This is a genomic window from Hymenobacter swuensis DY53, from assembly GCF_000576555.1.
Lineage (GTDB): Bacteria > Bacteroidota > Bacteroidia > Cytophagales > Hymenobacteraceae > Hymenobacter > Hymenobacter swuensis.
The window spans coordinates 2,011,066-2,031,342 of sequence record NZ_CP007145.1 but is presented as its reverse complement, the minus strand read 5'-3'; the positions used below and the strand labels follow the sequence as shown (position 1 = coordinate 2,031,342).

General features: G+C 63.3%; 13 protein-coding genes. 7 read left to right on the top strand and 6 right to left on the bottom strand.

Annotated features, from left to right (window positions below; translation table 11 throughout):
• Nucleotides 1-174: 174 nt before the first annotated feature.
• The 5 genes from HSW_RS10020 to HSW_RS10000 all read left to right on the top strand — a co-directional run bounded on the left by HSW_RS10020 (nt 175) and on the right by HSW_RS10000 (nt 7,696).
• Nucleotides 175-1,476 carry a BON domain-containing protein gene (locus tag HSW_RS10020; RefSeq protein ID WP_155832912.1) on the top strand — a complete coding sequence of 434 codons (1,302 nt, stop codon included), beginning with the start codon at nt 175-177 and terminating at the stop codon, nt 1,474-1,476.
• Complete coding sequence (locus tag HSW_RS23480) at nt 1,383-1,604, top strand: BON domain-containing protein (protein ID WP_081768353.1); 222 nt, start codon at nt 1,383-1,385, stop codon at nt 1,602-1,604. Before HSW_RS10020 ends, HSW_RS23480 begins: the two co-directional genes overlap by 94 nt.
• Nucleotides 1,605-2,268: 664 nt before the next feature.
• Nucleotides 2,269-3,312 (top strand): 2-hydroxyacid dehydrogenase, encoded by a 1,044-nt coding sequence (locus HSW_RS10010; RefSeq protein ID WP_052346316.1) that lies wholly within the window; start codon nt 2,269-2,271, stop codon nt 3,310-3,312.
• A gap of 257 nt (nt 3,313-3,569) precedes the next feature.
• A complete protein-coding gene (locus HSW_RS10005; RefSeq protein ID WP_155832911.1) occupies nt 3,570-5,729 on the top strand; it encodes a hypothetical protein in 2,160 nt (719 codons plus the stop codon).
• A gap of 269 nt (nt 5,730-5,998) precedes the next feature.
• Nucleotides 5,999-7,696 carry an MFS transporter gene (locus tag HSW_RS10000; protein WP_071883093.1) on the top strand — a complete coding sequence of 566 codons (1,698 nt, stop codon included), beginning with the start codon at nt 5,999-6,001 and terminating at the stop codon, nt 7,694-7,696.
• Nucleotides 7,697-7,959: 263 nt separating this feature from the next.
• On the opposite strand, the gene HSW_RS09995 is transcribed toward HSW_RS10000, so the two are convergent.
• The 5 genes from HSW_RS09995 to HSW_RS09975 form a co-directional block, all read right to left on the bottom strand.
• Nucleotides 7,960-9,342: an ABC transporter permease gene (locus HSW_RS09995; protein WP_052346314.1), complete on the bottom strand. Its 1,383-nt coding sequence runs from the start codon at nt 9,340-9,342 to the stop codon at nt 7,960-7,962.
• Nucleotides 9,343-9,346: 4 nt separating this feature from the next.
• A complete protein-coding gene (locus HSW_RS09990) occupies nt 9,347-10,765 on the bottom strand; it encodes an ABC transporter permease (RefSeq protein WP_044001816.1) in 1,419 nt (472 codons plus the stop codon).
• Nucleotides 10,766-10,769: 4 nt separating this feature from the next.
• Nucleotides 10,770-11,477, bottom strand: coding sequence for an ABC transporter ATP-binding protein (locus HSW_RS09985; RefSeq protein ID WP_044001815.1), 708 nt, complete (start codon nt 11,475-11,477; stop codon nt 10,770-10,772).
• Nucleotides 11,478-11,638: 161 nt separating this feature from the next.
• Nucleotides 11,639-14,068 (bottom strand): TonB-dependent receptor, encoded by a 2,430-nt coding sequence (locus HSW_RS09980; protein ID WP_044001814.1) that lies wholly within the window; start codon nt 14,066-14,068, stop codon nt 11,639-11,641.
• 296 nt (nt 14,069-14,364) lie between these two features.
• Nucleotides 14,365-14,724: a hypothetical protein gene (locus HSW_RS09975; protein ID WP_052346313.1), complete on the bottom strand. Its 360-nt coding sequence runs from the start codon at nt 14,722-14,724 to the stop codon at nt 14,365-14,367.
• A gap of 348 nt (nt 14,725-15,072) precedes the next feature.
• Between HSW_RS09975 and HSW_RS09970 the strand changes: the two genes are divergently transcribed.
• Nucleotides 15,073-16,863 (top strand): ABC transporter ATP-binding protein, encoded by a 1,791-nt coding sequence (locus tag HSW_RS09970; protein ID WP_044001813.1) that lies wholly within the window; start codon nt 15,073-15,075, stop codon nt 16,861-16,863.
• Nucleotides 16,864-16,982: 119 nt separating this feature from the next.
• Here the strand turns inward: HSW_RS09970 and HSW_RS09965 are convergent, their stop codons facing one another.
• Nucleotides 16,983-18,941, bottom strand: coding sequence for a T9SS type A sorting domain-containing protein (locus tag HSW_RS09965; RefSeq protein ID WP_044001812.1), 1,959 nt, complete (start codon nt 18,939-18,941; stop codon nt 16,983-16,985).
• 303 nt (nt 18,942-19,244) lie between these two features.
• Here HSW_RS09965 and HSW_RS09960 point away from each other — a divergent pair, with 303 nt between their 5' ends.
• A complete protein-coding gene (locus HSW_RS09960) occupies nt 19,245-20,135 on the top strand; it encodes a M48 family metalloprotease (RefSeq protein WP_052346312.1) in 891 nt (296 codons plus the stop codon).
• Nucleotides 20,136-20,277 lie beyond the last annotated feature (142 nt).

The following is a 20,277-nucleotide window of genomic DNA, read 5'->3' as shown; positions in this document are numbered from 1 at the left end:
TATAACCTGATGAATGTCACCTATTATAGCAATTCTTATCATGGGTTGGGCACCTGCTGAAGCGGACATTTACAGCACTTCCCGATACCTCTTGCCAATTTGGCGGCTACGGCTGGCTTTGTGCGGCGGGGTACGTGGGGCGCTTTCATTTCATCCATCCAGCTCGTCCTGATCATGCCAAACGCTCATCTGCTTTCCCCGCCGGTTCCCGCTGATTCTTTGGCGGATGCCGACATCACGGCCGCCATCGAGCAGCTGCTCAGCACCAAAAAGGGCCTCGTTCCAGACTTGATTACGGTAGCAACCCGGCAGGGCATCGTGCAGCTTTCCGGCTCCACTGACAACCTCCTAGCCCGACAGCGGGCCGAGGACATTGTGCAGGCTGTGCGCGGGGTGCGGGGCCTGCACAGCACCCTGGCCGTCCGGCCGGTAGTTGTGGCCGAGGCCGAGCTACAGCGGGACGTGGCCGCCACTTTGGCCGATGATCCGGCCACTGCCCACTACCACGTATCCCCCACCGTGAGCGGCGGCGTAGTGACACTGACCGGCCAGGTGCAATCCTGGGCCGAGAAACAGTTAGTGCTGCGCGTGGTGCAGGGTGTGCGGGGCGTGCGCGCCTGCTTAGCCGATCAGCTGACCATTAAAAATGGTCCCATCCTTCATTCCGACGAGGAAATTACCACTCAGATCCGGGAGCTACTCGACTGGGACATCCGGGTGAACGGCGCGCTGGTAGACGTGCGCACCAACGACCATGTGGTGCATCTGTCGGGCACGGTGGGCACGGCGGCGGAGAAAGACCGGCTGGTCGCCATTGCCAACCAGACCGGCGCCACCCGCGTGGACGCCCGCGACCTGTTCGTGGCCTATTGGGCCCTGGGGAAAGCCATCCGCCGCGAGAAATTTACGCTCAGAACCGACGAGGCCATTGCCAGTGCCGTGCGCGATACGCTGCGCTGCAACCCACGCGTGCGCGACACCGAAACCCTGGTGCAGGTGCACGAGGGCGTGGTAACGCTGGCCGGCACCGTTAGCAATCTGCGGGTACGTTTGGAAGCGGAGCAGGATGCCCGCCACGTGGTGGGCGTGCAGCAGGTACACAATCTGCTGAAGGTACGACCGGCCCGGCTGGTGCCCGATGAGGACATTCGCCAGACCATTACGGCCGCTCTGGCCCGCGACCCGTACGTGGGCCAGCTGCCGTTTGGGGTGCAGGTGCACGAGGGCCAAGTGTTACTCAGCGGCCAAGCCCCCGGCGTGCTGGAGCAGGAACGGGCCGGCGACCTGGCCGCCGGCGTAAGCGGGGTGCTGGACGTGAACAACCGCATCCAAACCGACCTGACGACCCCGGAAACCACCGCCCCCCCGATTCCGACCACGCCCTGGCCGAGCGCATCCGCACCCGCTTCCTCTGGTCGGCAGCCCTGCACGATCAGGAAATCGATGTGCAGGTCCACAACCGTCGGGCCACACTGACTGGCACCGTAGATTCCTGGCTGGACCGGCAGCAGGCAGCCCAGGAGGCCCACGAAGCCGGGGCCCGGGAAGTCAATAACCACCTGCACTTACTACACATGGCGCTACCTGCTGCAACGGCCCAGTAGCAGCCTAGACTAAGGACCACCATAGACCGTTCAGGCGGCTTCTGTGCCATTGGATATACTGCGAAATTCTTATAGCGTTCTATGTTTGAGTGGTTGCTTAAACTTGGCCCACGACGCAACGGACGGGAGTAAGATGGATTAGAGCCTGGGACCAACAAAGTCCGGCAAATATGAGCATCCCCCGTCCGTTCTACGGCCACCTTGGACAATTCCCTTAAGCCACGTGAGCCTGTAATAGGATCGAAAATGCTGCTGTGAAAGACGTCGCCCGGTTTCCCTTCTAATCCTGTTTCCCATGTAAACAACCTCGGCCGTGGTGGGCATCGACGTGAGTAAAGCCACGTTGGCCGTGTACCACTTGCCCGCACGAATACCCCTCCGGCACGAGTGTGCGCGGCCAAACGCCCATTACCAAGGCCAGCGGCAACCCGCTCCGCAGTAAGCTCTACCTGTGCGGCTAGTTGACCTGACGGGCTAACACCGCCTGCAAGGACCTTTACGAGCAGCTGATGGCCAAGGGCAAACACAAAAAGTTGGCCCTGATTACCGTTTGTACCAAGCTGCTCAAACAGGCCTTTGCTGTTGTCAAATCTAGCGTGGCTCACCGACCTGACTTCGCCAAAAAATTCGTGCTCATCACTTGACTTTCACCACAGTTCATGCCATGCAAATCACCGTTTTCAGTGCGTATGATTTCGAGCAGCCCTACCTGCGGGCCGCCGCGCACCCGCCGCACACACTGCACTTCGTGCCTGCTGCCCTCACGCTGGAAACCGCCGACCAGATGGCCGGCAGCGAGGCCGTGGCCATTTTCGTGAACGACGATGCCTCTGCCCCGGTACTGGAGCGGCTGTGGGCGCGGGGTGTGCGCTACCTGCTGGTGCGCGCCGCCGGCCACGACCAGGTGGATTTGCCCACCGCTCACCGCCTGGGGCTGCGCGTAGCCACGGTACCCCACTATTCGCCCCATGCCATTGCCGAGCACGCGCTGGCTCTGATGCTGGCCCTCAACCGCCACCTGCGCCCGGCTGATGCCCAGGTGCGCCGCGCCGACTTCCGGCTGGATAATCTGGTGGGCTTCGATATGCACCGCAAAACCGTGGGCATTGTGGGCTGCGGCACCATTGGCGGCACGCTGGCCGGGCTGCTGCACGGTTTTGGCTGCCGTCTGCTGGGCACCGATGTACAACCCGATCCGCAGCTGACCGAGCGTTACGGCCTGCAGTATATGCCGCTGGAGGAGCTGTGCGCTCAGGCCGATGTACTTTCCCTGCACGCCCCGCTCACGCCCTCCACCCGCCACCTGATAGGGGCTCCGCAACTGGCTTTGCTTAAGCCCGGGGCCATGCTCATCAACACCGGCCGGGGTGCACTGCTGGATACGCACGCGGCGTTGGCGGCCCTGGAATCGGGGCAGTTGGGCTACCTGGGGCTGGATGTGTACGAGTTCGAAAAGGGCCTGTTCTTCAACAACCACCCCCACCAGCCCTACCCCGATGCCCTGTTGCAGCGGCTGCTGGCCCGCCCCAACGTGCTGGTAACCGGCCACCAGGGCTTCCTCACCCGCGAGGCTCTCACCAGCATTGCCGCCACCAGCATCGAGTCGCTCGACTGCTGGCTGGCCGGACGCGCCACTCCCAACGAACTGCTCCCGCCCCCCCAAGCCACCCCCGAAACCGTGGGAAAATTGGCAGCGGTCGAGGCCTGATTAAAAGAAAAGTCAGATAGAACGTCATGCTTCGGCCTCGCTCAGCGTGACGTTCTATCTGACGCCTACCTTATCTACTCTACTACAACTGCAATGGGCCTTTCACTTTCGGTGGAAGGCCTTTCTGCGTCTCCCGTCAGCGTTACATCCGGCAAGTTTTATTGCAAAAACCCCGGTCCGCTGTGCAACTGCCCGGTGGGGCCGCCTACCTTTGCAGGGCCTCCGGTGGGTCGGGGGCCTTTTTTCCTTTGTTTGCCGTGTTACACCTTTCCGGGATTCGCAGGCTGGCGGGCGCTTTCGTCACCTGCCTGCTGCTGTTCTGTGCCCTGACCACCCGCGCCCAGCGCGCCCCGATTCTGCGCGACCTGAGTCTGCGCACCGATACCGTGCGCTACACCCTGAGCCGCAATACGGCCCTGGTGCAGGGCGAGGCCCAGCTTTACTTCTACTACCGACAGGACGACGAGTTGGCCGAGCTGCTGGTGTACCCCGAAACGCCCGGTCGCCAGGGTCTGCGCCTGCAACGCTCTGCCGATTTTACCCTGCTCGATTCGCTGACGGCGGTAGATGGCGGCCAGTACTACCGGGCCAAAGTTCGGTTCAAAGACCTGAGCAGCAACAAATTCCTGAGCCTCACCTTCCGGCAGCCGTCGGATTCGGTGGGGTTTGCCCCCCAGACCCAGACGGTGAAGCTGCTACCCGTCACGCGCACTACCCTGGAATTCCGGCCCGCCGATACGGAGCTGTTCGTGGGCGAGGAAAAGGTGTTTGAGCTCAGCAGCAACAACGCCAAGAACATCCGGGTGAGCCCCGAGTGGACGCGCGGTCAGGACATCGACTACCGCCTGGAGCAGGAGAAAGGCGTGCTGCGCCTGCACGTGCTGCCCAACGCTTTGGGCACCCGCCAGCTCACCATCCGGCCCCAGACCGAGCGGCCCTTCCTCACCGATAATAACCGGCGCGTGACCTACGCGCTGCCGCCCATCCGCCAGGAATTCACCGTGAAAGCCTCCCGCCTGCGGTTTCTGAGCGTCGATAAAAAGGAAATTACCCTGGATGAAAACTCGCGCCGCAAGGGCGTGGAGCTGATTCTCGACAACGGCCGCACCTTTGATCTGAAGCGCACCTACCGCATCGAGGACCAGGAGGAAGCCGGCGGCTCGCTCATTGCCGAGCTGTTTACGCGCCAGTACCTGACCAACGACCGGGTGCTGTGCTGGCTGCGCGTGTACAACACCCACCGCCAGACGGAGAGCTACCTCTACATCAAGGAAAACGACCTGGCCAAGTACATCACTAACTTCAACATCTCGCCCAAAACCACCATCAGTGCGGTGAGCGTGCGGCACCGGGGCGGCGACTGGACCAACAGCGCCACCGTGAACCCTGGCGAAACGGTGGACGTGCGTCTGGAGGGCGAGTCGCTGACGCGGGCCCGGTTTCACTTCGAGGACGTGCAGGTGATTCCCTCCGACTCCAGCATCCGCTCCGATGCGGCCGTGGTGTACCGCATTCAGGTCCCGCTGACCATCGACAAAAAGCGCATTACCATCTTCAACGCCGGCCAGCCTACCGGCGCGGGCCTCACGGTGCGGGAGTTTCAGCGCCCTCACCCTCTCGATTTCGTGGGCGTGACCTTCGGGGAAGCGCCCCGGCCCGTCACCCGCCTTAACGGCCCGGTGCTGTATGACCGCACCATCCGCGACGTGGTGTTCAGCTTCAACTCCGGGGGCATTGATACCGACCAGCAGCTCTATGGCAAGCAGTACCTCAGCTTCGATATCCGGACCCAGAACGCCAAGGGCGAGCTGATTGAGATGCGCACCATCGACAACGTGGTGGTATGCCCCGATGGCAGTTCCGTGCGGGCCGCCTTCTACCAGGACAAGCAGTGCCAGGTGGGCAACCTGAGCCTCAACAACCTGCTCAACTCCCGCAAAACCTACGACCTCGACGACTGGAGCACCATCATCATCACCATCCGCCACAACCAGAGCCAGTACCAGGAGCCGGGCTTCACCCAGAAGCTAGAGTTGGTATTACAGCGCCGGGTGAAGTTTGATATCGACATCAGTTTCCCGGGCGGCCTGCTCACGAAGTACAAGGGCGAGTCGAGTTTTACTTCGTTCGGCGGTATTTCCTTGGCCACGCTGGCGCAGTTCAGCTTTTATCACCCTACCAAAATCAACAAGCTGCGGCCCTACAAGGTGGGTGCGGGCTTCGTGGCCCTGAACGCGTTCAACCTCAGCCAGGATTCCAACGTGAACCGCGACCTGGGTATCGTGGTGCTGGGCTCCGTGTACCCCACCCGCTCCGATGCCAAGCTCACCTTCCCGCTTTACCTGGGCGGCGGCTACCTGATGAACAAGAAGTCCCTGTTCTTCCTCTTCGGCCCCGGCATCGGCATTCGGTTGTAGCGGAGAAAAACTGTCATTGCGAGGCACAGCCGAAGCAATCCGTCCTTCACAACGCGCCAAACATAAACCTACACCAAAGCCCCTGACGTCCGAGCTGACGCCAGGGGCTTTGCGGTTTTCAGGGCTTAGTACCTGGTGAAGGACGGATTGCTTCGCGCTGCTTGCCATGACAGCCATTTCGGCTCCACCAGTCCGATGGCGTAAAGCCGCCGGGCCGGAAACTCACCAATTCACCACCTCACCATTTCACCTTTACGTAAGGGAGCAACATGTCTGCTCCGATTACTGCCCCCGCGCCGCCGCCGGCTTCCTCCTCTTCGCCTTTTACGCCGCTGAAGATTCCGTTTTTCCGGATGCTGTGGGTGGCTTCCTTCGTGTCGAACATTGGCACCTGGATGCAGAACGTGGGGGCCGTGGGGCTGATGACCGAGCTGACGGCTTCGCCGGTACTGGTGGCCCTGCTGCAGACGGCCTCGGCCCTGCCCGTGTTTCTGCTGAGCCTGCCCGCTGGCGCCCTGGCCGACCTAGTGGACCGCCGCCGCATGCTGCTGGCCACCCAGACTTGGATGGCCGCCGTGGCCTTGCTGCTGGCCGCCGTCACGCTGCTGGGCCTGAATAACCCCTGGCTGCTGCTCACGCTCACGTTTCTACTGGGACTGGGCGGGGCGCTGAATAACCCGGTGTGGCAGACGGTGACGCCCGAGCTGGTGCCGCGCCAGGAGCTGCCTCAGGCCATTGCCCTCAACAGCGTGAGCTTTAACCTGGCCCGGGCCTTCGGGCCGGCCTTGGGCGGGCTGGTAATTGGGTATTTCTCGGCGGGGGCGGCGTTTCTGCTGAACGGCCTGTCGTTTCTGGCTACTATTTACATGGTGTACCGCTGGCAGCGGGAGCCGCAGGCCACCTCCACCCTGGCGGCCGAGCGGGTGGTGGCCGCCATCCGGGGCGGGGTGCGTTATGCCCGGTTTGCCCCGGCCGTGCAGCACATTCTGGTGCGCGGGGTAAGCTTCACGTTCGGGGCCAGCGCGCTGTTTGCCCTGATGCCGGCCGTGGTGGCCCGGCGGTTGCAGCTGCCTACGTCGTTTTACTCCCTGCTGCTCTCGTGCATGGGGCTAGGGGCTGTAGTGGCCGCCGTCACATTGCCCCGCCTCAACCGCCGCCTCACCATCGACTGGCGCGTGACGCTGGCCACGGTGGCTTTTTCCCTGGGGCTGCTGGGCCTCGGCTACGCCGATAACCGCTGGCTGCTGTACGGGCTGCTCACGCTGGTAGGCATGGCCTGGATGCTGGTGCTCAACTCGTTTAGCGTGGGGGTGCAGACGGTGGTACCGCGCTGGGTGCAGGCGCGCACCATCAGCCTGTACCTGCTCACCATTCAGGGCGGTATGGCGCTGGGCTCGGTGGTGTGGGGCACGGTGGCCGAGCGGCTGGGCGTCACGGTAGCCCTTACCGGGGCGGCCGGCTGGCTGGGCCTGACCACCCTGCTGGTGCTGAAATTCTCCCTGCGCAATTCCCCCGAAGCCCTCGACCACACCCCCGCCCGGTCCCGCCCCGAGCCGGTGCTGGCCGAGCAGCCGGTGCCCACCGAAGGTCCGGTCATCATCACCACCACCTACCGCGTGCGGCCCGAAAACCGCCCGACCTTCACTTACCTCATGGAGCAGCTGGCCCGCATCCGCCGCCGCGAGGGTGCCATCGGCTGGGGCCTCTACGCCGATATGGCCGACCCCGGGCGGATGGTGGAGTACTTCATGACGGAATCGTGGGAGGAGCATGCCCAGCAGCACGAGCGGGGCGTGAGCCGCGACGAGGCGGAGCTGAAAAATCAGATCTGGCCCCTGCACGAAGGCCCGGAGCCGCCCCGCGTAGCGCACCTGCTGGCCCAGCACTACCGCTCCACCGCTGACACCGTGCCCATGGTGCCCGGCAGCACCCGCTTGGTAGCCAGCACCGCCGGCGAGGCGACATAACCGGATTGCATTACGCCGATTTGCTCGTCAAAAACCGTAGCGCGAAGCCTTTGCTTCGCGTCAAGGCCGCCGTCATCGAGCCACCCAAAACGCGAAGCAAAGGCTTCGCGCTACTACTCTTCAACCTACGATAAAGTGGCATTCGATAAACCTAACAATGTAAAGACGCGCCCCTTCGTGAAAGTGCCACAGTTCAAAACGGCTGCTTTCCACCCGGCCACTACCCGGCCCGACTGCTGGCAGCCGTCGGGCCGGGTTCCGCGTTAGCGCGGCGTAATCGGGCGCAGACGCAACAGTAGCAGCCCCAACCCACACACAGCGGCCACGCTTAACAGCAGCTTCAGCAGCCCGTGTTGCGCGGTGGTCAGTTCGGGCGGGCTCGTGAAGCTATGTGTTGGCTCGCGGGCGTAGTCGGCGTGGGTGAACTCGGTTTTGCGGAACAGGAACGGGTAGTAGAACGCCCGCAGCGCATCGTGGTAGCGGGTGGCGCTGCGCTGGAAGGCCAGGTGGGTGGGTAAATCGGAGCCGGCCAGGGCGTTGAAGCTGCTCTGGGCGTTGATGGCGGGTGAAAGCAGGTTGAGCTGTTCCACTAGGTTGTAGCGGGCCTGCAGGCCACGGGCGTAGGCGGCGGCCTGCGAAGCCACGGCCTGGTCGCCGAGGTGCTGGAAGGCGTAGTACCAGCGCCACACAAACCGCTCCCGGATGGTGGCCGTGTCGCGCCACTGCGGGTAGAGGGCGAAAAAGCGGTTCATGGTTTCGGTCTTGGGCTTGTCCCAGCCTGCGTGGATTTCCTCGCGCTGCCGGATGGTCAGCTCCAGACCTTGGGGCACGGGGCGGGCGGCTGCCACGGATAGGTTCAGCAGGCTGGGCACCAGCACCACCAGCACCAGCCACACGCCCAGCAAGGCCACGGCATTCACGGCCGAGGGCCGTTGCCAGGCCGTAACCACCAGCACCACCCCAAACCAGAACAGGCAGTACAGCACCGTCAGGGCCAGCCAGCTCGCCACGCGCCCATCCAGCGGCACGCCGGCCCAGAGCATCCCCACCACCGACAGCAGCCCCGCCAGCCCCAGCACCAGCGCCAGCCGGAACGCCAGCTTGGCCGCTACCACCGTCAGCGGGCGCACCGGCTGGGCCAGTAGCAGCGTCAGGATGCCTTCTTCCCGCTCCGCCGACAGCAGATTGAAGCCCAGGGCAATGATGAGCAGCGGCAGCAGATACACCAGCACAAAGGCCAGGTCGAAGTTGCCGCTGAGCAGCTTCATGGGATTGGCGTTGTCGGTGGCGTAGAGCTGGTTGTGCAGCCCCAGCAGGCGCAGCTTCACATAGCTGGGGTTCACGTCGCGCAAGCCCAGGGAGAGGGCGGCCCAGGGGTCGGGGTGGTGCACGGCGAAGGTGCTGTGGTAGTAGCCGATGTCGCCGGCGTCGGCGGGGCCGGGAAACTTCACTTGCAGCTCGGCCACGTTGCGGCGCGTCAGCTCGGGCAGGGCGGCCAGCTGGGTGCGTTGCCGGGCTATTTCGGTGGTGCCATAGTAGATACCGTAGAGGCCGGTGGCCAGCAGCAGCCCGCACAGTAGCACGAGGCCCCGGGCGGCGCGAAAATGCCGCCACTCGTAGAAAAACAGGATTCGGAACAGGTGCATCAGCTTACTCAACAGAAGATTTGGAAATCAGGCGCAGCCCCAGCCAACTCAGGCCCGCGGCCCACAGCAGCAGCGCGGCCACCGGCAGCAGCAGGCGCGGCAACGCCCACCCCACGGCGGGCGCCTGGTAGGCAAAAACCGGCAGCTCGCGCCAGGTAGCGGCATCGAGGCGGCGCTCCTTGTCGCCGTAGCCCATACCGGCCTGCAGGCCGTTGAGGCGCTGCACCAGCGCGTAGCGGTAGGCTTCGGCGGCCTGCTGGAAGTGCACGTAATGGGCAAAATCAGAACCGGCCAGCCCCATCGACAGCGGCCGGATGGCCTGGTACGGGTTCAGCAGCCCGGCCCAGTCGGAAAGGCGGTTCTGACGCTCGTAGGTGGCGTTCAGCTCGGCAAAATGCTGCTGATAAACTTTGGCCGAATATTCCTCGCCGGCCGCCATCTGCACCCCGGCCAGACTCACGGGCAGCTTCTCCTCCGAATCGACGCCGTACTTCTTGAGCAGGTTGGCTTTCAGGGCCTCGGCCCGTTTATCGTGTGGGTCGTGGCCGTCGATGCCGTGCTGGGCTGCCTCGTGCACGTCGGCATCCAGCTGGGCCTTGGTGATGGTGGGATAGAGCGTCGCGCCCAGGTTGGCGGTGGCCTTGGGCAGGATGATGCCGCCCAGAATCCAGAGGCCCAGCAGCAGCACCAGGGCCGTGCGGGAGCTGCTTTGCCGCGCCGAAACCACCACGGAGCCCACCACAATTAGAAAAAAATACACCGCGTAGCCGAGCCCGAACAGGGCCAGCCGCGCTACCAGGTCAGTATTCGAGGCAAACTCCTCGCCCGTAAACAGCAGGGCCGCCGCCAGCACCAACGCCGGCGTGACCACCAGCGCCACGGCCTGGCCGTAGCCCGCAATCTTGCCCCAGGCCACCTGCCGCATACTCACGCCCTGACTAAGCAGTAGCTTGAGCGTGCCGGTTTCGCGCTCCTGGGTAAAGGCCCCGAAGCACAGGAAAATAATGAGCAGCGGCACCAGCAGCTGCAGCACAAAGGCCACGGTCATCTCCCCAAACCGAATGAGGGAACCCGACTGCTGGGCCTGGCTGAAATTGACGCTGTTCTGCTGGTGGGCCTCCAGATACACGGCGCTGCCGGTAAACGAGTCCACCCCGCCATCCAGCAAGCTCAGCCCCGACTTCGGCCGGAAGGCAAACGAGCCGTAGTGCGCCACCCGGTGCGGATGCCGGGCCGGCTGGTTGCGGAACTGCTCGTTCACGGTGCCCTGGGCCGTCTGCCGCTCCCGCTGCAACGTGCGGAAACTGGCGCGGCCCACCAGCGTGGCGGCCAGCAGCAGCACCAGCACCAGGGCACTCAGCACCGCAAAACGCCGGTCGCGCAGGGTGCTGACGAATTCTTTTTGGGCAATGCTTCGGATCATCAGTTTAGTGCATGTAGGTGAGGTAGAGCTGCTCCAGCTCCTGGGCGTTGAGGGCGGCGGTGGGGCGCACGTCCACCAGCTCGCCCTCGCGCATGATGCCCACGCGGGTGCCCACTTCCTTGGCCCGGAAGATGTCGTGGGTGGCCATGAGCACGGCCGTGCCCTCGCCGCTAAGCCGCCGCAGCAGCTCGGAAAACTCGTTGCTGGCCTTGGGGTCGAGGCCGGAGGTGGGCTCATCGAGCAGCAGCATCTTGGCGTGTTTGGCCACGGCAATGGCAATGCCCACTTTCTGGCGCATGCCCTTGGAGTAAGCCCCCACCCGGCGGCGCACGGCCTCGGCCGGCAGCCCGGCATCGGTGAGGTAGGCCAGCAGCTCACTTTCCGAATACTTGAAGCCGGCTAGGCTGCTGAACAAGGCTAGGTTTTCCAGCCCCGTCAGGTGCGGATACAGCATCACGTTTTCCGGGATGTAGGCCAGGTGCCGCTTGATTTCGAGCGGATGGGCCGCCACTTCCAGCCCGTTCACGAAGGCCGCGCCCGCGGTGGGCTGAATGAAGCCCAGAAACAGGTTGATGGTGGTGGATTTGCCCGCGCCGTTCTGGCCCAGTAAACAGAAGATTTCGCCCGGCGCAATCTGCAGGTTCAGCCCGCGCAGGGCCAGCTTATCGGCGTACTGCTTGCGCAGCGCCCGGGCTTCGAGAAGGTAAGTCATGGGTTAGGGAAGAGTATTGTGTCCTGATAAAAGCCCGTCATGCTGAGCTTGCCGAAGCATCTCTACCGCTTCGTCAGCTCTACCCAACGAAGCGGTAGAGATGCTTCGGCAAGCTCAGCATGACGGGCTGGTTGGCTCGGTACGGCCGCTGTTCTGCCGGCCTAGAACGTGTAGCCCAGCGTGGCCATGAAGTTGCGGGGCGCGCCGGGGCTGGCCCGGAAGAAGTCGTAGCCGCCCACGAAGTAGTAGGTGTCGAGCAGGTTGTTCACGTTCAGGTGGAAGTTGAACTTGCCGGTGGTGTAGAACAGGGCCGCATCCAGCGTGGTGTAGCCGGGCCAGTAGGCCCAGTACAGCTCGCCGGTGCGGGTGTTCTGCACTTGGTTTTCGGTGCGGCGGCGGCCCACGGCGTTACCGCCCACGGCCACGCCCAGTCCGCGCAGCGCGGGCGTCACGAAGGTGTACTTGGTCCAGAGGCCGGCGGAGTGGCGGGGCGAATTCGCCAGGGGTTGGCCTTCCTCCACCGCCAGGGCCGCATCCAGCACCTCGGAGTGGTTGAAGGCGTAGGTGGCGTTCAGGTTGAGGTTGGGCAGCAAGTTGCCGGTCAGCTCCAGCTCGGCCCCGCGGGAGCGGACCAAATCGTTCTGCCGGTACACGGTGGTGCCGTCGGGCATCAGGTCGTTGGTGGGCACCAGCTGGTTGCGCTTCTCAATCTGGTAGGCCGCCACCGTGGCCAGCAGGCCCTTGTTGAAGAATTCACCCTTGAGACCGGTTTCCAGCTGGTAGCTGGTCTCGGTATCGAAGGGCGTGCGGCGGCCGTAGCGCTCCGGAAACCGCAGAAACTCCGGCTTCAGCGGCCGGAAGCCGGCGCTGTAGCTGGCAAAGTAGTTCAGGTTGTCGCGCAGCGCGTAGGTGAGGCCGGCGCGGGGCAGCAGACGGCGCTGCGGAATGGTTTCCTCGCCGTTGCCGTAGTCCCGCTCATCATTGAACAGCTCGTAGCGTGCTCCCAGCAGCACGTTCAGGCGGGGCGTCACGGCCAGCTGGTCCTGCACGTAGAGGCCGGTGGTGTGGTAGACCGAGTTGATATAATCGACGAAGAACTGCGGCAGCGGCCGGCGCACGTACTTAGTGGGGTCCTGGATTTCGTAGAGTGGCTTCTTCAGATCCAGGGTCAGCGGCGTGGCTACCCCGTTGACCAGCTTCTGCCGGGCCTCAAACATGGTGCTTTGCGGGTCGGTGGTGAAGCGGATGTAGTCGGCGCCCGTTACCACTTTGTGCTGCACCGGGCCGGTGGCCACGTTCAGCACGAAGTAAGAAGCCAGGTTCTTGGTGTACTCCTCGGCCCGCCGGTCGAAGTAGCGCAGGTTCATCACCGTATTGGCGGGCGCGTCGGCGTAGGAGTTCAGGGTGCGGTGCTCGCTCAGATTCTCGTTGTAAGTGAAATCGAGGTAGGAGGCGTTGAACGACAGCCAGTCGGTGAAGCGGTGGCTGAGCGAGGCGTTGAGGTAGTAGGTGCTGGTGCGGAAATAGTCGCTGGGCTGGCTGAGCGTGAACGAGCGGGGCAGCGCGTACAAATCCCCGCCCCGGATGGTGATGCCCCGGTCGAGGTAGCCGTCGATGTGAGTGTACACCAGCTCGGCGTTGAGCGTGGTGTTGTCGGTGGGCCGGAACGTGACGGTGGGCGCCATCATCAACGAGCGGGTATCGTTCACACTGCGAAACGTGTTCGACTTCTCAAAGCCCGCGTTGAAGCGGTAGAGCACGTTTTTCTGCTCGTTCAGCGGCCCCGTCAGGTCGGCCGTGGCCCGCATGGTATTGAAGCTGCCGGTGGAAAAGGTGACGGCCTGCCGGGCCACATCGAGCGGCTTTTTGGTGACCATGTTCACCGTGCCGCCGGGATTGATGTCGCCGTAGAGCGCCGCGCCGGGGCCTTTCAGGATTTCCACCCGCTCCAGGTTCACCGTCAGCGGGGCCTGGGTAAACGAGTTGCCGTAGCTGAAGCCCGAGCGCAGCCCGTTCAGCAGCCGAAAGCCGCTCTCGTAGCCGTTGCGGAAGCCCCGGATGGTGAGGTCGTCGTAGTGCGAATACTGCGTGACGCCGGCCACGTTCTTCACCACGTCGGTCAGGCGCAGGGCTTGGCGGTCGGCCATCAGCTCCTTGGTCACGGTGGAAATGGACTGCGGCACGTCGATGGGGCGGGTGGCGGTTTTAGTGCCCACCAGGCTGTAGTCGCTCTTGTAGGTGGTTTCCTGGCGGCCCAGCACCTCCACTTCCTGCAAAGCCGTGGCGGCGGGCTGCAACGTAAAATCCACCGTGAGCGTGGTCGTTTCGGGGCTGAGGACCACCGTGCGACGCTGTTCCTGGTAGCCCAGACTACGGGTGATGAGCGTGTATTCGCCCAGCGGCAGGGTCAGAGAAAAGTGCCCGTCGGCCCCGCTCAGGGCGGAAAAGCGGCCGGAAGTTTCCAGGACGGAAATACCTTCCAGACCGTGGCCGTTCGGACCATTTACGTGGCCATCAATGTGGCCCGTGGAGGATTGGCCCAGCGCCAGGAACGGCCCCAGCACCAGTAAAAACAGGAAAAGTCGTGACATGAAAGAAGGCGCATACCCAGGCCCAGGGCCGCAAAGCCGCCGGGTGGGTTGAAGTCAGAAAAGAAGAATAGGCGTGCGCTGCCAAGCAGGCACTGCCAGAACCCGGGGCAACGGCTGCGTTGCGCCCGGCAGTAAAATCACCTCACGCGGCCGGCCTACGGCTGATTTCTCCGCGCGCGGACCGGCCACGGCAGAGCCGGGGCGCTCAAACGCTCCGGTTAAATCAACCAAAAAAAGGAAGTAGCCCGCCGCTCCCGACGCGAATCGGCGTCGTTAGGCAGCGGCGCAGGCCCGCGTTAGGCGCGGGCCGCCGGGGGGCCGCGCAGGCAGGCCCCGTCCAGCAGGTGCAAGGCCCGGCAAACGGGCGCCTGCGGGCGGTACGCGGGGTAAACCGGCAGCCGGAAGGGCGCGGCCAGGGTCAGCGGCAGGGCCGGCTGGAACGGGGCATCGAACAGGTGCTCCACGGAGCAGTGCTGGTGCTTGTCCGAAAATACGTGTTTGGCCACCGGTCCTTTCAGGCCGGCCAGTCGTACGGCCGCATCGGTCTGGGAGTGGTCGGTGTGCTGGTGCAGGTGCAGACGCAGCACGGCCGCATCGGGCGTGAGCACGCGCATGAACAGCAGCAGCAGCCCCCAGGCGGCCCATTTGCAACGCATACGTACTCCGGATTTCCCGACCATCTCGGGCAAAGGTATAGTTGGCTGCCCGGACTAACAGCAGCCGGCCACCAAAAAAGTCCATTGCCCTGCCCCAGTCATCCGCTGCCCCGCCCCAACAGTCCGCTGCCTCGCCTCAGTCATCCGCTGTCCCGCCTCGACTCTCCGCCGTCCCGCCCCAGTCATCCGCTGCCTCGCCTCACGTTTTCGCTGTCCCGCTTCAATCGTCCACTGTCCCGCCCTGGTCTTCGGCCTCGAGGAACCTGCGCAAATCCGTGCGACCTTTGCCGGGGCGGAACATTTCACCCGGCCCGGGGCTTGTAGCCTTTCTCCCCTCTTTCAATCTGCATGAAACTCCTCTACCGCTACCTGCGCCACTATAAGGGTCTGCTGGCGCTGGCTTTGCTGCTGGCTGCTATCAACCAGGTCTTCTCTTTACTCGACCCTTACATTCTGGGGCAGATTATTGACCGGTACGTGTCGCCGGCCCTGAAAATCTTCCAGAAACCTACGTTCTGGGTATTCGTCACGGGTGGGGCCGGCCTGCTCGTGCTCAAGGCGCTGGGCGTGGCCATGGTGTCGCGCATCGCCAAGAATTTCCAGGACTACTACACCAACGTCATCACCCAGCGACTGGGGGCCGAGCTGTACTCCGACGGCCTGCGCCACTCCCTGGAGCTGCCCTACCAGGTGTTCGAGGACCAACGTTCGGGCGAGACGCTGGGCAAGCTCCAGAAGGTGCGCACCGACGTGGAAAAGCTCATCCAGAGCTTCATCAACATCCTGTTCATCTCCCTGGTGGGCATCATTTTCGTGACGTGGTACGCCCTCAGCGTGTACTGGCCCATTGCGCTGGTGTATTTTCTCACCATTCCGCTGCTGGCGACGCTGAGCTTTTTTCTGAGCAAGCGCATCAAGGTGATTCAGAAAACCATTGTGGCCGAAACCACGGCCCTGGCCGGCTCCACCACCGAGAGTTTGCGCAACATTGAGCTGATCAAGAGCCTGGGGCTGGCCCAGCAGGAAACCCAGCGCCTGAACGCCACCACCGAAAAAATCCTGAAGCTGGAGCTGAAAAAGGTGCGCTACCTCCGCTCCCTGTCCTTTGTGCAGGGCACGTTCGTGAACCTGATGCGCAACGTGATTCTGCTGATGCTGGTGTTTCTGGTGGTACAGGGCGTGATTCAGCCGGGCAAGTTCATCACGTTCTTCTTCTACTCCTTCGCCATTTTCGGGCCGCTGCAGGAAATGGGCACCCTCATCAACATCTACCGCGAAACCGAGGCGTCCCTGGCCAACTACCAGCAGATTCTCGACACGCCTAAGGAAGTCAAGCCGGCCCACCCCAAAACCATTGAGCAGATCGAAACCCTGGCCTTCGACGACGTGCATTTCCAGCACCTAACGGCCAGCGCCCCTGCCCTCGACGGCATCAGCTTTCAGACCAAGCTAGGCGAAACCATTGCCTTCGTGGGACCCTCAGGCTCCGGCAAAACTACCCTGGTGAAGCTGCTGGTGGGCCTCTACCCACCAGCCCAGGGCCGGATTCTCTACAACGGCATCCCCGGCCCCGAACTGGACCTCGACACCCTGCGCGAGCAAATCGGCTTCGTGACCCAGGATACCCAACTGTTTGCGGGCACCATCCGCGAGAATCTACGTTTCGTGGCTCCCCACGCCACCGACGAGCAGTGCCTGCACGCCCTGCACCAGGCCGCCGCCGATACCCTGCTGGCCCGCGCCCCTCTGGGCCTGGATACGGTAATCGGCGAAGGCGGCGTGAAAGTATCGGGCGGCGAAAAGCAGCGCCTCAGCATTGCCCGGGCCCTGTTGCGCCATCCCACCCTGCTGGTCTTCGACGAAGCCACGTCGGCTCTCGACTCGCTCACGGAAGAGGAAATCAGCCAGACCGTGCGCGAGTTGTCGGGTTCGCGCCAGCACATCACCATCCTCATTGCCCACCGCCTGAGCACCATTTTGCACGCCGACCGCATCTTCGTGCTGGAGCGCGGCCATGTGGCCGAAGCCGGCCGCCACGAGGAACTGCTGGCCCAGCGCGGCCTCTACTACGCCATGTGGCGCCAGCAGATTGGCGAGCGGCCCCAGGCCTCTATTCGCCCCCAGCCTCAGCCCGCTTAAGCAGTAGCGCGAACTTTGCAGTTCGCGCTATTGTCCGCTTTCCTTAAACAGCAGCAAAAAAGCCGCCGGCCCGAAGCATTTCGGACCGGCGGCTTTTTACATAGAGACGAAAGTGAAGCTTACTGCTTCACCACCCGGGTACGCGCTAGTTGGCCGCCGACAGTACGCCATTCCAGGATATACAGGCCCGGACGCAGGGCCGTATCCGGTACCTCTACGGCCGTTTGCCCGGCCGGCACTAGCTGCTCCCGCACCAGATGACCCGCCAAGTCGTAGAGGCGCAGGGTAGCGGCTTCGGCGGCGGGCAACGCTACCCGCAGCTCCGCGCTGAAGGGGTTCGGATACGCTACCAGCTCGCCGGATCCGGCTACAGTCACCATTACCACAGAAGAATAGTACACGGTGCCATCCTCATCCTGCTGGCGCAGGCGGTAGTAGCGCGGTCCGGCCACGGCCCGGGTATCGAGGTACTCGTAGTTGCGCGCCGTGGTGGAGTTGCCGGCGGCGGGTTGACGCTGTAGTTCCTGCCACTCGCCGGCCGGGTTCTGGGTGGTTTCTACTGCAAAGAAGGCACTGTTTACTTCCGCCGCTGTCTGCCAGCGCAGCCGCACTCCCCCACTCACCGGCTCGGCCCCGAAGCTGACCAGCGTCACGGGCAGCGTGGACGTCAGGCGCACGTAGCTGGGGTTGCCGCAGCGCAGGGCACTCAGGCTGAAGTTGATTTCGGCGTTGCCGCCAGCCACATCGTTGGTGGGGTTGAGCACCCGGTTCTGGGTGTTGGCCGCAATGGCGTAGTGCATCACCGCGCCGGGTTTAATGATGTGGCCCAGCTGAATCCCGTGGCCCTGCTCGTGCAACGACACGGTTTCAAAGTCTGTCTGCCCGCCGGTGGGCGCCGCCGGGCCATACTGCCAGTTCCGCTCCCCGTCAAAAATATAGTCGGTACCCGCCAGCACCCAGTTGAAGCCGCCCGCGCCATTGGAGCAGCCGGAGAAGTAAGAATACGTCACCCCCAGCACGCCGGCCGGCAGTTCGGTGGCATCATCAAAGCTCACCACGTTCACGTTGTCGTTGGCTACGTTGGAGTTGATGGTAGTCGTGCCGGCCGCTATTTTGCGGTTGGCTCCCACCCCGTTACGCCAGGTGGTAAGGGCCCGCTCGAAGGAAGCCGTAGCAGCGGTATTGGCCGCAAAATTCTGGTTGTACGTGAGCGTGTAGCCGCCAGTGCCGTCGCGGCTCACCAGCGCCACCGGCGCCGGTGCCTCGTTTGATTCAATGTTGGTCAGGGAGTAATCTACCGTCAGATTGGTGCCGCTCAGACTGCTTTCTGAAGTGCCGTTGGTAATCAGCAGCCGGCCCGTACCGGCCGGGCCTGCCCCGCCCACCGTCACGGAAGGCACCCGCACCTGTATCTCAGTGTCTGACCAGCTCAAATATTCCCCCGCTAGCGGCGACACAAACGAAGTCCCGCCATTGTTGGCGTTGCTGAATCCCACCGTCCCGATACCGCGCGTGGCCCCAAACCCCGAGCCGGTGATGGTCAGTACCGTTCGGGTGCCGGCCGTGACGGTTGTGGGGCTGAAATCGGCAATAACCGGTGCAGCGGCCGGGCGCGCAACCCGGCTCAGACGGGCCAGCAGAGCTTCGTTCGGTTGGATTTCGCGGTAGGCCTGTCCGGTTTGGGCCTGCAACGTAGGATAAAGCTCCTCGGTAATGGATGTATAGCGCCGGAACGGGTCGGCGGCGGTAGCCGTGGTTAAGTCCAGGCGGATTAGGCCCTGAGGGCCGGCCGCCAGCCGGTAGCTACCGGACTGGGTGGGGTCGGGTTGGAGCAGGAAAATGGCCTGCTCCCCCGTTGCCAGTGTGGGCGCGTTAGACACTTCCTCACGGCGCATGCCCACAGTGCCACCTTCGGTTACCAGCGTCAGTTTTCCGGCCGGCAACGCACCCCGGAATACTTTAAATACCTCCAGCTCGTTGAAGGTGAGAATGTGCGGGCCGGTGTCCTGGCTGCGCACGGCCTGCACCCGCGCCTCCACGACCAGCGGGGCCTCCTGTAGCCGCTGCGCCCACGACAAGGGCTGCAATAGACACGCTTCCTGGGCCCGCGCGGGGCCCGCCAGTGCCAGTACCAAACCGCATACACCAAGCCCTGCACGCAGGAACCCTTTCCGTGGTAATTGTGTTTTTTTCATGTAGCTCAGAAATTTTCTCGCTCCCGCCTGTATCTTCTCGCCCATCATTGCAGCATATATCTGCAGCGGCGAATATACAAGGAAATTGCACAACGTGCCGTCAATCGGTAAAATTCCACAAAGCCTTGCTCAACTTTTCCGGCAAGGTAATTGCCAACTACATTTTCACACAAAAAGCACTTTTCCATGAACCACCCACGCTTTTTCCGCCGCTTCGCAGGTCTGGTACTTGCCGGGTGGCTTGTTATAACCGGCTCAGCCGAAGCCCAATCGGCCACTACCGGCCAGCGCGACGTACTGCGCGAAATCACTGATGTGGTGGGCCTGAAACCCCGGTTCCAGCTGCGGGCTACCACAGAAGTACAGAACGCCGCCGCCGTGGTATACGGCGGCCAACGCTACTTACTGTATAACCCGCAGTTTGTGGCCGCCGTGAACCGCGCCGGCCGCACCGACTGGGCCGGCATTAGCATTCTGGCTCACGAAATGGGCCACCACCTCAATGGGCACACACTCCGCCCCGGTGGCTCCAACCCCGCCGACGAGCTGGAGGCCGACGAGTTTTCGGGCTTCGTACTGCGGAAAATGGGAGCCAGTCTGGCCCAGGCCCAGGCCGGCATGGCTGTGGTTTCTGATGAGGAAGCTTCGCCCACGCACCCCGGCCGGGGTTCCCGCTTGGCTTCCATTGGGGAAGGCTGGCAACGGGCCAGTCAGCAGATTATAGCCAGCAACCGCGTGGCGGCTCCTTCGGCGGCACCGGCAGTACTGGCTAACCGCAACACCGCACCGGTACGCACGGTGGCAGCCAACACCGCCTCGCCGGTAAGCGTGCTGGGGAAAATCGTCTTCCGCAACAATCCAGAACAGGATTATTACATCACCAACCGCCTGAGCGTTGTCCGCCTCGACCGGGATGAACGCACGGCGCAGGTAGTAGGCCGCCTAACCCGTTCCGAAAGCGTGAACTACCCGTACGTGCTGGTGGATGAGCAGCAGCGCCGACTGTACATCAGTCGCTCGGGCAGCATCGTGGATACCAGCGGCCGGCAGGTAGCCCTGCTCTCAGACCCGTCGTAGTTCGAAAACATGCATAGAGCGCCATGCAGAGCATATGGCGAAGCATGACGTTCTTATGTACCGCTGAAACAGCACCGGCACCGTACGCGGCCGGCTTCCCGGAAATTGGGAGGCCGGCCGTTACATTTGGGGCACTTTTCAC